Raw genomic sequence first — 12234 nt, 5'->3', positions numbered from 1 at the left:
GGTAGTGCGGGGCGGTGCCCCGCCCCGCCGCCTCGCCCCGCCCCGCCGGGTGGTTCCGCTTCCGGCCCGGCCGCTCCTGGCTCGAGCATCTCTGGAAGTCCACCCTGCGCCAGGACCACGCCGCGCTCGCCCCGCTGCTGCGGCCGCTGCTGCCGCCGGAGGGGGTGGCGATCGACGTCGGCGCCCATGGCGGGCAGGTGACGCGGCTGCTCTCCGCCCTGGTGCCGCGCGGCCAGGTGGTGGCGGTGGAGCCGAGCAGCTATGCCCGCTCCGTGCTGCGCCTGGCGCTGCTGCTGCGGGGGCGGCGCAACGTCGCCGTGGTGGCGGCCGCGCTCGGCGCCGCGCCCGGCGTCGCGGTGCTGGCGACGCCGCTGAAGCGCGCCGGCGCCATGGGCTACGGCGCTGCCAGCCTGGCCCCCGACGCCGCCCGCCCCGCGGTGCGCGAGGCGGTGGCGGTGGTGACGCTGGACGCGCTGGTCGCGGCGATGGCGCTGCCGCGCGTGGACCTGCTCAAGATCGACGTCGAGGGCTGGGAGGAGGCGGTGCTGGCGGGCGCGGCGGAGACCCTCGCCCGCCACCGCCCGGCGCTCTACCTGGAGGTGGCGCGGCAGCGGCTCGAGCGCGCCGGCAGCGCGCCCGAGGCGCTGTGGCGGCGGCTGGAGGCGCTCGGCTACCGGGCCGAGGCGGTGCCCGCCCCGCGCCCGCCGATGGCCGACGGGGACTGGCTGTTCCGCCACGCCGCGGGCTGAGCCGGCCGGCGTGCGCCAGCGCACAGCGCGGCCGCCGCGGCTGCCGGCGCAATCCTTCCGTGCCGCACCGGCACGCGGAGGGACGACCCATGCAGGACACCACCAGGACGGCGGGGCTGCCGGCCGAGGCCGCGGCGCATGGCGCCGGCGGGGAGGGGGAGCGCAAGCTCCTGGCGCTGCCGGGCGGCATGGGCGCCGGGGAGGAGCGGGTGCCCGACAGGGCGCCCGAGGCCTGGCTGGCACGGGCGCGGGCCGAGGCGGCGGAAATCGAGTACGAGTGCCGCTTCCATGCCCGCGCCCAGTTCGAGGCCTGCGCCGTGTGGGAGCGGCGGAGCACCTATCTCGGCATCGTCATGGCGGTGCTCGGCGCGCTCACCGCGGGGACCATCGCCACCGCCTTCGCCGACAGCGGCCTTGCCGCGCAGGGGGCGGACCTCGCCGCGCAGGGGCAGGCGGGCGGGTCGGGCCTGACCCTCTGGATGAGGCGCGCCCTGGCCATCGGGGCGCTGATCGCCGGGGTCGTCGCGGCGGCGGTGCGCTTCCTCGACCCCTCGGGCCGGGCCGGCCTGCATGGCGCGGCGGGCAAGCGCTACACCGCCCTCGCCGACGAGGCGCGGCAGTTCCGCAACCTGGTGGCGACGGCGGAGGCCGACCGCGCCGACCTGATCGGCCGGCTGCAGGGCATGGCCAAGCGCCGCGCCGAGATCCACGAGGCGGCGCCGGTGATCCCGGCCGGAGCGATGGCGCAGACCCGCGGCGCGGCGGAGGCCGATCACGGCCTGCGCCTGCTGGCGGTGGAGGCCGGGCGGCGTCCGGCCTCCTGAGGCGCGCGGCCCCGCACCGCCGGCGGGGCGGGGGAGGCGGCGACCGCTTGCCAGGCGGGGCCGGTGCGCGCAGCGTCCGGCCGCGTGTCCCCCTCCCGCTCCGCCGCCTGGCGATTCGCCCTGCTCTTCGCCCTGCAATTCGCCGCCATCGGCGTGATGCTGCCCTTCCTGCCGGCGGTGCTGGCGGGGCACGGCCTCGCGCCGGCGGAGGTGGCGGCGGTGCTCGCCGCCGGCTCGGCGGTGCGGCTGCTGGCCGCGCCGCTGATCGGACGGGCGGCGGATGCGCTGGGCGATGCGCGGGCGGTGCTGGTGGCGGCGGCGCTGCTCGCGGGCGCGACGGCGGCGGGGTTCGGGCTGGCGCAGGCCTTCCTGGCGCTGCTGCTGGTCAGCCTGGCGCACAGCCTGGCCATGGCGCCGGTGATCCCGCTGACCGACGCGCTCTGCCTCGGCGCCTCGCGCCGGCTCGGCTTCGACTACGGGCGGGTGCGGGCGGCCGGCTCGGTGGCCTTCATCCTGGCGGCGGTGGCGGCGGGGCAGCTTGCCGCCGCCGCCGGCATGGCGAGCGTGGTGTGGCTGTTCGTCCTGTGCCTGTTCGCCACCGGCCTCGCCGCCCTGGCGCTGCCGGCGGCGCCGCCGCCGCCGCGCGGCGGCGGCGGGTTCCGCGCCCCCTTTGCCGAGCCGGGCTTCCGCTGGCTGCTGCCGCTCTCGGCGCTGATCCAGGGCAGCCACGCGCTCTACTACGGCTTCGCCACCATCCACTGGCAGGCGGCGGGCCTTTCTCTCGCCGTGATCGGGCTGCTCTGGGCGGAGGGGGTGGTGGCGGAGGTGGCGCTGTTCCTCTGGGGGAAGCGGCTGGCCGACCGCCTCGGCGCGCCGGGCCTCGCCGCGCTCGCCGCCGCGGCGGGGGTGCTGCGCTGGGCGGTGACGGCGGAGACCACCTGGCTGCCGGCGCTGGCCGCCGTGCAGCTCCTGCACGCCGCCACCTTCGGGGCGCAGCACCTGGCGGCGATGCGCGTGCTGGCGCGCCAGCCCCCGGCGCGGGCGGCGACGGCGCAGACGCTGCACGCCTCGCTCGGGGTCGGGCTCGCCTCCGGCCTGCTGATGCTGGCGGCGGGGCCGCTCTACGCCGCCTTCGGCGGCGCGGCCTTCTGGGCCATGGCGGCGCTCTGCGCCCTGGCGCTGCCCCTGGCGGCGGGGCTGCGCCGCGCCCTGCCGGCGGGGTGAGGGCGCCTCATGCCGCCGTCCGCCACCCCGCGCCGTCCCAGGCGCGCACCTCGATCCGCGCCGTGCCGTCCTCGATGGTGATGCGGTTGTAGGCGTTCGGCTCGCCGCGCAGCCGCGTCGAGGTCGCGGTCGCCGCCTGCACCACCAGCAGGCCGGAGCCGCCGACGGTGGCGCTGCCGCCCTCGGGCAGCACCTCCACGCTGCGGCTGCGCACGTAGCCGAGATGGAGATGCCCCGCGAGCAGCAGCCGCACCCCGTGCGCGGCGAAGGTCTCGAGCGCGCGCTGCGCCCCGCCCACCAGCCGCCGCCCGGGATCGTGCGGCGGCGGCAGGAAGGGGTGGTGCGCGACGACGATGCGGAACAGCCCGGGAGGCGTGCCCGCGAGGCGGGCGCAGGCGCGGCCGAGCGCCGCCGGGCTGACCCGGCCGCGCGACCAGTCGAGGTACCACCCGCCGCGCCGCGCCGTGTTCACCCCGACCACGGCGAGCTCCGCATCCTGCCACAGCCATTCCGTGGCGTGGCCGAGCTCCCGCCGCCAGGTGGCGAAGGGGTCGAGGAAGCGCTCGACCAGGCGGAAGGGCGAGACGTCGTGGTTGCCGGGCACCGCCAGCACCGGGCCGGGCAGGCGTTCGATGAAGCGGCGCGCCTCGCGGAACTCGCGCCGGCGCGCGCGCATGGTGAGGTCGCCGCTGATCAGCACGAGGTCCGGCCGGTCGGCGGCGAGCTCGGCCGCCAGCGCCTCCACCACCGCCGGGTCCGTCGCGCCGAAATGCAGGTCGGAGAGGTGGGCGATGCGCCTCATCGCCCCCCGGCGCCAAGGTCCGGCAGGGCCTCGCCGGTGCGCTCCGGCGCCGTCTCGCCGAGGGGCGGGGCGGGGGCGGTCTCGGCCGGGGCGTCGGGGGGCACCAGCACGCGCAGCGCGCCGGGCAGGATGCGGTAGCGCAGCGGCGTCTCCAGCAGCAGCGCCTCCCCGTCGTTCATCACCCGCAGCCGGTGGCGGGGGCTGTGGATGACGATCTCAGGCGCCGTGGCGAAGGTCAGCTCCGGGTGGTAGCGCCAGCGGCGCAGCAGCACGCGCAGCACGAAGCGCGTCACCCACCAGGCGCCGAAATCCTGCGCCACGTAGAGGCCGAGCTCGCCGCGATCGAGCGCCTGGCGCGCCGGGAAGCGGGCGGCGTCCTCGTCGAGGCGGTTGTTGGTCACCGCCAAGGCCCGGGTCCAGACCCGCGCGTGCTCCTCCCCGATCGTGATCTGCAGGCGCATCGGCGGGTGGTGGACCACGCCGCGCAGCGCCGCGGTGGCGAAGCGCAGCTTGCCGCGCAGGTCGAGCCGGCCGCGCTCGCGCTCGCGGTGCCGCCCGAGATGGGAGGGCAGGCCGATGACCGAGGCGTTGAGGAAGACGTGCCCGTTCACCTCCGCCGCGTCCATCGCGCGCGCATGGCCGTGCGCCAGCGCCGCCGCCGCCGCCTCGAGGCCGAGCGGCAGGCCGAGGTCGCGCGCCAGCACGTTCATGGTGCCGAGCGGCAGGATGCCGAGCGGCACCCCGGTGCCGACCAGGCGCTGCGCCGCGGCCGTGATGGTGCCGTCCCCGCCGCCCACCACCACGGCGGCGGCGCCGAGCGCGAGGGCGGCGTCCAGCCGCTCCCCGAGCGTGCCCTCGGGCGGGACCACCACCGGGTCGAGCCCGGCGGCGCACAGGGTTTCCGCCACGGTCGCGGCCGCCTCGGCCTTGCCGATCAGCCCGCCCGCGGCGGCGTTGATGACGACTGCAATGCGCATCCGGCTCCTCCGCCGCGGCGGGAACGGTGCGGCCGGCTCCCGGTTCGATCGGCAGGGGCCGCCGGTGGCGCTGGACCCGCCGTGGCGCCGCGGGCACAGTCTCCCGAGGAAGGGAGGGCATGCCAATGCTGTTGCACGCGATCCTGACCAGGCTGATCCGCCACGGCCGGCTGACGGTCCGCTTCCCCGACGGGCAGGAGCGCCGCTACGAGGGCGGGCCGGGGCCGGAGGCGGCCATGGCCATCGCCACCGGCCGGGCGCAACGCCGGCTGGTGCTGAACCCGGCGCTCGCCATGGGCGAGCTCTACATGGACCGCGAGGTGGAGCCGCTCGGCTGCAGTATCTACGAGCTGCTGGACGTGCTGGTGACCAACGTGTGGTCGGGCGGCGCCCACCCGGGCGAGCGGCTCATGGCCGGGCTGCGCCTGGCGCGGCGCCGGGTGGACCAGCTCAACCCCGCCGCGCGGGCGCGGCGCAACGTCGCCCACCACTACGACCTCAACGGCCGGCTCTACGCGCTGTTCCTCGACCGGGACCGGCAGTATTCCTGCGCCTACTTCCCGCGCGGCGACGAGACGCTGGAGGAGGCGCAGGCGGCGAAGAAGCGCCACATCGCCGCCAAGCTCCGCCTCGACCGGCCGGGGCTGCACGTGCTCGACATCGGCTGCGGCTGGGGGGGCATGGCGCTCACCCTGGCGCGCGACTGGGGGGCGCGGGTCACCGGCATCACGCTGAGCGAGGAGCAGCTCGCCGTGGCGCGGCAGCGCGCCGAGGAGGCGGGGCTCTCCGGACAGGTGCGCTTCGAGCTGATGGACTACCGCGCCTGGCGGGAGCCGGTGGACCGCATCGTCTCGGTCGGCATGTTCGAGCATGTGGGCATCGACCACTACCGCACCTTCTTCCGCCGGGTGCGCGAGGCGCTGAAGCCGGACGGGGTGGCGCTGATCCACGCCATCGGCCGCAGCTCCGGCCCCGGCTCCACCAATCCCTGGCTCGCCAAGTACATCTTCCCGGGCGGCTATGCCCCGGCGCTGTCGGAGGTGGTGCCGGCGGTGGAGAAGGCCGGCCTCTGGATCACCGACCTCGAGGTGCTGCGCCTGCACTACGCCCTGACGCTGCGCGAGTGGCGGCGCCGCTTCGCCGCCAACCGCGACGCCATCCAGGCGCTGTACGACGAGCGCTTCTGCCGCATGTTCGAGTTCTATCTCGCCGGCTGCGAGCTGAGCTTCCGCCGCACCGACCACATGGTCTGGCAGCTGCAGCTGGCACGGGAGAAGGAGGCGCTGCCGCTGACGCGGGACTACATGTTCGAGGCGGAGCGGGCGCCGCCGCGCCAGCCGGTCTCGGCCTGAGGGTGGGGGGCGTGGCCGCGGCGCCACGGCCGCGGCGGCGGCGCCCACTCCTCCCCGCTATCCACAGCCATCCCCATAATCCACAGGGCCGAAGCTGCGCTAGGCTGCCCGCATGAACAGCATAGACTCGCCTGGCCCCTTCCGCGAGAGCGGCCTGCTCGGGCTCTCGCAGCGCGTCCCGCCCTCCAACCCGCAGGCGGAGCAGGCGCTGCTCGGGGCGCTGCTCGCCAACAACAAGGCCTATGAGCGGGTGTCGGAGTTCCTCGCCCCCGAGCACTTCGCCGACCCGGTGCACGGGCGGATCTACCGCGCCATCCAGCGGCGGATCGAGGCCGGGCAGATCGCCGACGTGGTGACGCTGCGCGGGGAGTTCGAGCATTCCGGCCTGCTCGAGGAGGTGGGCGGCCCCGCCTACCTGGCGCAGCTCCTCTCGGCCATGGTCGGCATCATCAATGCCGGGGAATACGGCCGCATCATCCACGACTGCTGGCTGCGCCGCCAGCTCATCGACGCCGGCGAGGAGGTGGTGAACCGCGCCTTCGGCGCCGAGCCGGAACTCGACGCGCAGCAGCAGCTCGAGGCCGCCGAGCAGGCGCTGTTCGAGCTGGCCAAGGGCGGCGGCGCGGAGGGCGGCTTCAAGGGCTTCGACAAGGCGCTGGCCGAGGCGGTGCTGAACGCCGAGCGCGCCTTCTCGACGCCGGGCGGCGTCTCCGGCCTGTCCACGGGGCTGCGCGATCTCGACCGCAAGACCGGCGGGCTGCACCCCTCCGACCTCGTCATCCTCGCCGGGCGGCCGGGCATGGGCAAGACCGCGCTCGCCACCCGGATCGCCTTCGGCGCCGCCCAGGCCCTGGTGCGCGAGGCGCAGGAGCAGGGGGCGGACGCGCTGCCGCGCGGCCAGGTGGCGATCTTCTCGCTCGAGATGAGCGCCGACCAGCTCGCCACCCGCCTGCTGGCGGAGGCGAGCCGCATCTCCGGCGACCGCATCCGCCGCGGCGACATCTCGCAGCGCGACTTCGACCGCTTCGTCGAGGTGAGCCGGGAGCTCGCCGCGATGCCCATCGTGATCGACGACACGCCGGCGATCACCATCTCGGCGCTGCGCACCCGCTGCCGGCGCCTGAAGCGCACCCGCGGGCTGGAGCTCGTGGTGGTGGACTACCTCCAGCTCATGCGCCCCGCCCCCGGCACGCGCCCGGAGAGCCGGGTGCTCGAGATCTCCATGATCACCCAGGGGCTGAAGGCGATCGCCAAGGAGCTCTCGGTGCCGGTGCTCGCCCTCTCGCAGCTCTCCCGCCAGGTGGAGCAGCGGGAGGACAAGCGGCCGCAGCTCTCGGACCTGCGCGAATCCGGCTCGATCGAGCAGGACGCCGACATGGTGATGTTCGTCTACCGCGACGAATACTACATCCAGGCGCAGCAGCCGAAGATCGCCGCCTTCGAGAGCGACGAGAAGTTCCAGGACGCGCTGCTGCGCTGGCAGCAGAAGATGGAGGAGGTGCACAACCGCGCCGACCTGATCATCGCCAAGCAGCGCCACGGCCCGACCGGCACCATCCCGCTGTTCTTCGAGGCGGAGTTCACCCGCTTCGGCGACCTCGACCTGGTGCATGGCGGCATCGAAGGCTGAGCGGCCGGCGATGGCGGAGGAGGGGCTGCCGGCGGGGAAGGCGGCCGAGGTGCGCGCGAGCTTCGCGCGCCAGGGGCTGATGTGCGCCATCGGCGCCGCGATCACGGAGCTCGGCCCCGGCCGCTGCGCCCTCGAGCTGCCCTTCTCGGAGGGGGTGAGCCAGCAGCACGGCTTCTTCCACGGCGGCATCGTCGGCGCGCTGGCCGACACGGCCGGGGGCTACGCGGCGCTCACCCTGCTGCCGGTGGGCAGCGAGGTGCTGACCCTGGAGTACAAGATCAACTTCCTGCGTCCCGCCGCGGGGCGGCGCCTGCTCGCCGAGGGCGCGGTGCTGCGCGCCGGGCGTTCCGTCCTGGTCACGCGGGTTGACGTGTTCGTGCTGGAGGAGGGGCAGAGGCACGCCTGCGCCGCGCTCCAGCAGAGCATCATGCGGGCCGGCGCCGCACCGGGCTGACCCGCCCCCCCGGCGGCGCGGGCTTGCCAGGGGCGGCATTGCGGGCCATGCCCGCCCGGTGCGGGGCGGAGGGGACCCATGCAGGCGGTGCTGACCGTCGATCTCGGCGCCATCACGGCGAATTGGCGCGCGCTCTGCGACCGCCATCAAGGCGGGGCGGTGGCGGGGGTGGTGAAGGCGGATGCCTACGGGCTCGGCGCCGTGCCGGTGGCGCGGGCGCTGCGCGAGGCCGGCTGCCAGCACTTCTTCGTCGCCCATCTCGCCGAGGGGGTGGCGGTGCGCGAGGCGCTCGGGCCCGGCCCCATGATCGCGGTGCTGAACGGCTTCGCGCCGGGCGCCGACGAGGGGGCGGGGCTCGTGCCGGTGCTGAACTCCCTGCCCGGGCTTTCCGCCCATGCCGCCGCCGCGCGCCGGGCCGGCCGCCCGGCCCCCGCCATCCTGCACCTCGACACCGGCATGAGCCGGCTCGGCCTCGACGCGCGGGAGCAGGCGGCGCTCGCGGAGGATCCGGGCCTGCGCGAGGGGCTCGACCTCCGCTTCGTGATGACGCACCTCGCCTGCGCCGACGAGCCGGACCACGCGCTGAACGCCGCCCAGGCGGCGCGCTTCGCCGCGGCCTGCGCCCGCCTCGCGCCCGGGGTGCCGCGCAGCCTCGCCAACTCCTCGGGGCTCTTCCTCGGCGCCGGCTTCGCCTCCGACCTCGCGCGGCCGGGCGCCGCGCTCTACGGCATCAACCCGACGCCCGGCCGGCCCAACCCGATGCGCCAGGCGGTGCGCCTCGCCGCGCCGGTGCTGCAGCTCCGCGAGGTGCCGGCGGGGGCGACGGTGGGCTACGGCGCCGCCTGGACCGCGCCGCGCCCGGCGCGGGTGGCCACGGTTGCGGCGGGCTATGCCGATGGATACCTTCGCGCCCTCTCGGGCCGGGCGACGGGCTGCGTCGCCGGACGGCCCGTGCCCCTGGTCGGGCGGGTTTCCATGGACCTCATCACCTTCGACGTCACCGACATCCCCGACTGCGCGCCCGGCACCATGGTGGAGCTGATCGGGCCGGGCCGCACGCCGGACGACCTCGCCGCCCTGGCCGGGACCATCGGCTACGAGATCCTGACCGCGCTCGGCGCCCGCTACCGGCGCGCCTACCTGCCGGCGTGATGGGCGCGCTCCTCCTCGACCCGCTGGCCGCGCTCGGCCGCGGCGCGATCGCGGCCTGCCGTATGGCGGGCGCGGTGGCGCTGTTCGCCCTGGAGGCGCTGAGCCACCTGGTCCGCCCACCCTTCCACTGGCGGCTGTTCGGCCGCGCCTTCGTGGAGATCGCCTACTACTCGCTCCCCGTGGTGGCGCTGACCGCGATCTTCACCGGCATGGTGCTGGCGCTGCAGTCCTACACCGGCTTCGCCCGCTTCAACGCCCAGTCCGCGGTGGCGGGGGTGGTGGTGCTGAGCCTGACGCGCGAGCTCGGGCCGGTGCTGGCCGGGCTGATGGTGGCGGGCCGCATCGGCGCGAGCTTCGCCGCCGAGATCGGCACCATGCGCGTGACCGACCAGATAGACGCGCTGCGGACGCTCTCCACCGACCCGATGAAGTACCTGGTGGCGCCGCGCATCCTCGCCGGCGTGATCGCGCTGCCGCTGCTCGTGGTGGTGGCCGACATCCTCGGCGTGATGGGCGGCTGGCTGATCGGCACCACCAAGCTCGGCTTCGTCTCGGCGGCGTACCTGCGCTCGACCTGGGACATACTCGAGACGATCGACGTGGTCTCGGGGCTGGTGAAGGCCTCGGTCTTCGGCTTCATCGTCACGCTGATGGGCACCTTCTGCGGCTACAACAGCCAGGGCGGGGCGCAGGGCGTGGGCAGCGCCACCACCACGGCGGTGGTCGCCTCCTCCATCCTGATCCTCGCCACCGACTACGTGCTGACCGAGATGTTCTTCGCGCAATGAGAGACGGCGCGCAGGAGACGCCGAAGCTCCGCCTGCGCGGCCTGCGCAAGGCGTTCGGCGAGAAGCAGGTGCTGGACGGCGTGAACCTCGACGTGCCGGCCGGCCACTCCATGGTGATCCTGGGCGGGTCGGGCTCCGGCAAGTCGGTGACGATCAAGTGCGTCCTCGGCCTGATCGAGCCGGACGAGGGGGTGGTCGAGATCGACGGGCGGAACCTGCTCAGCATGCCGCGGCGGGAGCGCGAGGCGGTGGGCGACCGCATCGGCATGCTGTTCCAGAACGGCGCGCTGTTCGACAGCCTGCCGGTGTGGGAGAATGTCTGCTTCAAGCTGCTGGCGCAGAAGCGCATCACCCGCCGCGCGGCGCGCGACAAGGCGGCCGAGGTGCTGGCGCAGGTCGGCCTCGCCGCCAGCGTCGGCGACCTCTACCCGGCCGAGCTCTCGGGGGGGATGCAGAAGCGCGTGGCGCTGGCGCGGGCGATCGCGGCGCGGCCCGACATCATCTTCTTCGACGAGCCGACCACCGGCCTCGATCCCATCATGGGCGCGGTGATCGACGGGCTGATCGTGGACTGCGTCAAGCGCCTCGGCGCCACGGCGGTGTCCATCACCCACGACATGGCGAGCGCGCGGCGCATCGGCGACCTCGCCGCGATGATCCACCATGGCCGCATCGTCTGGACCGGCCCGGCGGCGACGCTCGGCAACACCGGCAACGCCATGGTGGACCAGTTCGCGCGGGGCGAGCGCGAGGGGCCGATCCAGATGGAGCTGCGGCGCTAGAGTATTTTCCGGTCGCCCTGGCTCGCGGAAAACGCCCCGGCGCCGTTTCCACCCGGCCGCGGAAACGACCCGGACGCACCACGCCTTCCGCCGGCTCAGGTCCGCCGCACCAGCGGGCAGTCGCTCTCGGACAAGGGGCGGAACGCCTCCTCTCCGGGGATGGTGCGCACCACCTCCAGCAGGTCCCACTCCCCGCGCGCCTCCTGCGGGCGCTTGGCGCGCATCAGGTACATGTCGCGGATCACCCGCCCATCCTCGCGGATGCGTCCGTTCCTGGTCATGAAGTCGTTGATCGGCATCTCGCGCATCCTCGCCATCACGGGCTCGGCGGCGTCCGTGCCGGCGGCCTGCACCGCCTTCAGGTAGTGCGTCACCGCCCCCCACATGCTGGCCTGGAACATGGTGGGCGGGCGGCCGTGGATGCGGGCGAAGCGCTCGGCATAGGCGCGGGTCTCGTCGTTCTGGTCCCAGTAATAGGCCTCGGTGAACACCAGGCCCTGCGCGGTCTCGAGCCCGATCGCCTTCACGTTGGTCAGCAGGCAGAGCAGCGCCGCGGGCTGGACGCCGCGCCGCACCACGCCGAACTCGCCCATCTGCTTGACCACGTTGATCAGGTCCGTCCCCGCCACCGCGAGCCCGACCACCTGCGCCCCGGAGCCCACGGCGCGCACGATGTGCGAGGAGAAGTCGGTCTCGTTCAGCGGCGCGCGCACCGAGCCCACCACCTGCCCGCCGAGCTGGTTCACGATCGCGGCGGCGTTCTGCTCCAGGGAATGGCCGAAGGCGTAGTCGGAGGTGATGAAGAACCAGCGTCGCCGCCCCTCGCCCATCATCGCGCCCACCGTGCCGCGGGCGAGCGCGTAATTGTCGTAGGTCCAGTGGATGCCGAGCGGGGAGCAGGCCCGCCCCGTCAGGTCCGTGGTGCCGGCCGCGACCGAGACGTTGATCCGCCCCTTCTCCCGCGTGAGCTGCTGCACGGCGAGCGCGACGGCGGAGTTGCCGATGCCGAAGATCGCGTCCACCCGCTCCTGGTCGTACCAGCGCCGGGCGATCTGCATCCCCACATCGGGGCGGTTCTGCAGGTCGCCATAGACCAGTTCGATCGGGGCGCCGAGCACCCGGCCGCCGAAATCCTCGATGGCGAGGCGGGCGGAGACGACGTCGCCCATCCCCTGCTGGTCGGCGAAGGGGCCGGACATGTCGTTCAGCACGCCGATTCGCACCGCGCCGTCCGAGATCTGCGCCGTGGCGCGGCCAGCCGGCCAGATGGCCGCGGCGGCGAGTCCGGCGCCGGCGGCGCGGATCAGGGCGCGGCGCCCCGCCGCCGGGGTCTGCGGGTCTTTGCTCATGGTCGTTGTCCTCCCATCCGGGCGGCGCCGCGCGCCACCCCGGTGCCGAGCCTAGAGCAGATCCCGTTCCGGTGAACCCGCTTGGCCGGGCGAAGACGCCCCCGCATCACGAGGCCAGGGCATCGGCCGTGCGCCGGGGGAGCGGAACATG

General features: G+C 75.1%; 12 protein-coding genes. 9 read left to right on the top strand and 3 right to left on the bottom strand.

What is annotated here, in order from left to right; genetic code table 11:
* Positions 1-14 precede the first annotated feature (14 nt).
* From ET526_RS07945 to ET526_RS07935, 3 genes are all read left to right on the top strand, one after another.
* Positions 15-749 (top strand): FkbM family methyltransferase, encoded by a 735-nt coding sequence (locus ET526_RS07945; RefSeq protein ID WP_135467153.1) that lies wholly within the window; start codon positions 15-17, stop codon positions 747-749.
* An 89-nt stretch (positions 750-838) separates the two neighbouring features.
* Complete coding sequence (locus tag ET526_RS07940) at positions 839-1573, top strand: SLATT domain-containing protein (protein ID WP_135467152.1); 735 nt, start codon at positions 839-841, stop codon at positions 1571-1573.
* 84 nt (positions 1574-1657) lie between these two features.
* Positions 1658-2797, top strand: coding sequence for an MFS transporter (locus ET526_RS07935; protein WP_135467151.1), 1140 nt, complete (start codon positions 1658-1660; stop codon positions 2795-2797).
* A 7-nt stretch (positions 2798-2804) separates the two neighbouring features.
* Here ET526_RS07935 and ET526_RS07930 read toward each other — a convergent pair whose 3' ends face one another.
* Positions 2805-3599: a metallophosphoesterase family protein gene (locus tag ET526_RS07930; protein ID WP_135467150.1), complete on the bottom strand. Its 795-nt coding sequence runs from the start codon at positions 3597-3599 to the stop codon at positions 2805-2807.
* Positions 3596-4576, bottom strand: coding sequence for a diacylglycerol/lipid kinase family protein (locus ET526_RS07925; RefSeq protein WP_135467149.1), 981 nt, complete (start codon positions 4574-4576; stop codon positions 3596-3598). Before ET526_RS07925 ends, ET526_RS07930 begins: the two co-directional genes overlap by 4 nt.
* Before the next feature lie 119 nt (positions 4577-4695).
* Here ET526_RS07925 and ET526_RS07920 point away from each other — a divergent pair, with 119 nt between their 5' ends.
* The 6 genes from ET526_RS07920 to ET526_RS07895 all read left to right on the top strand — a co-directional run bounded on the left by ET526_RS07920 (position 4696) and on the right by ET526_RS07895 (position 10734).
* Positions 4696-5928, top strand: a complete 1233-nt coding sequence (locus ET526_RS07920) for an SAM-dependent methyltransferase (protein WP_135467148.1) — start codon at positions 4696-4698, stop codon at positions 5926-5928.
* A gap of 112 nt (positions 5929-6040) precedes the next feature.
* Complete coding sequence (locus ET526_RS07915) at positions 6041-7558, top strand: replicative DNA helicase (RefSeq protein ID WP_135467147.1); 1518 nt, start codon at positions 6041-6043, stop codon at positions 7556-7558.
* Complete coding sequence (locus ET526_RS07910) at positions 7539-8012, top strand: PaaI family thioesterase (protein WP_135467146.1); 474 nt, start codon at positions 7539-7541, stop codon at positions 8010-8012. Before ET526_RS07915 ends, ET526_RS07910 begins: the two co-directional genes overlap by 20 nt.
* A gap of 78 nt (positions 8013-8090) precedes the next feature.
* Positions 8091-9164 carry an alanine racemase gene (gene alr, locus ET526_RS07905; RefSeq protein ID WP_135467145.1) on the top strand — a complete coding sequence of 358 codons (1074 nt, stop codon included), beginning with the start codon at positions 8091-8093 and terminating at the stop codon, positions 9162-9164.
* Positions 9164-9952, top strand: coding sequence for an MlaE family ABC transporter permease (locus ET526_RS07900; RefSeq protein ID WP_135467144.1), 789 nt, complete (start codon positions 9164-9166; stop codon positions 9950-9952). Before alr ends, ET526_RS07900 begins: the two co-directional genes overlap by 1 nt.
* Complete coding sequence (locus tag ET526_RS07895) at positions 9949-10734, top strand: ABC transporter ATP-binding protein (protein WP_135467143.1); 786 nt, start codon at positions 9949-9951, stop codon at positions 10732-10734. The genes ET526_RS07900 and ET526_RS07895 overlap by 4 nt, the downstream gene beginning before the upstream one ends.
* 95 nt (positions 10735-10829) lie before the next feature.
* On the opposite strand, the gene ET526_RS07890 is transcribed toward ET526_RS07895, so the two are convergent.
* The gene (locus ET526_RS07890) at positions 10830-12083 is read right to left on the bottom strand and encodes an ABC transporter substrate-binding protein (protein WP_135467142.1); all 1254 of its coding nucleotides are present in this window, start codon (positions 12081-12083) and stop codon (positions 10830-10832) included.
* Positions 12084-12234 lie beyond the last annotated feature (151 nt).

This window comes from Crenalkalicoccus roseus (assembly GCF_004761865.1).
Classification (GTDB): domain Bacteria; phylum Pseudomonadota; class Alphaproteobacteria; order Acetobacterales; family Acetobacteraceae; genus Crenalkalicoccus; species Crenalkalicoccus roseus.
This window is presented reverse-complemented; position numbering and strand designations above follow the sequence as displayed.

Coding starts and splice junctions, on each gene's coding strand:
- ET526_RS07920 (WP_135467148.1), top strand. CDS start 4,696: ATGCCAATGCTGTTGCACGCGATCCTGACCAGGCTGATCCGCCACGGC.
- ET526_RS07900 (WP_135467144.1), top strand. CDS start 9,164: ATGGGCGCGCTCCTCCTCGACCCGCTGGCCGCGCTCGGCCGCGGCGCG.
- ET526_RS07895 (WP_135467143.1), top strand. CDS start 9,949: ATGAGAGACGGCGCGCAGGAGACGCCGAAGCTCCGCCTGCGCGGCCTG.
- ET526_RS07910 (WP_135467146.1), top strand. CDS start 7,539: ATGGCGGCATCGAAGGCTGAGCGGCCGGCGATGGCGGAGGAGGGGCTG.
- ET526_RS07930 (WP_135467150.1), bottom strand. CDS start 3,599: ATGAGGCGCATCGCCCACCTCTCCGACCTGCATTTCGGCGCGACGGAC.
- ET526_RS07925 (WP_135467149.1), bottom strand. CDS start 4,576: ATGCGCATTGCAGTCGTCATCAACGCCGCCGCGGGCGGGCTGATCGGC.
- ET526_RS07940 (WP_135467152.1), top strand. CDS start 839: ATGCAGGACACCACCAGGACGGCGGGGCTGCCGGCCGAGGCCGCGGCG.
- ET526_RS07890 (WP_135467142.1), bottom strand. CDS start 12,083: ATGAGCAAAGACCCGCAGACCCCGGCGGCGGGGCGCCGCGCCCTGATC.
- alr (WP_135467145.1), top strand. CDS start 8,091: ATGCAGGCGGTGCTGACCGTCGATCTCGGCGCCATCACGGCGAATTGG.
- ET526_RS07915 (WP_135467147.1), top strand. CDS start 6,041: ATGAACAGCATAGACTCGCCTGGCCCCTTCCGCGAGAGCGGCCTGCTC.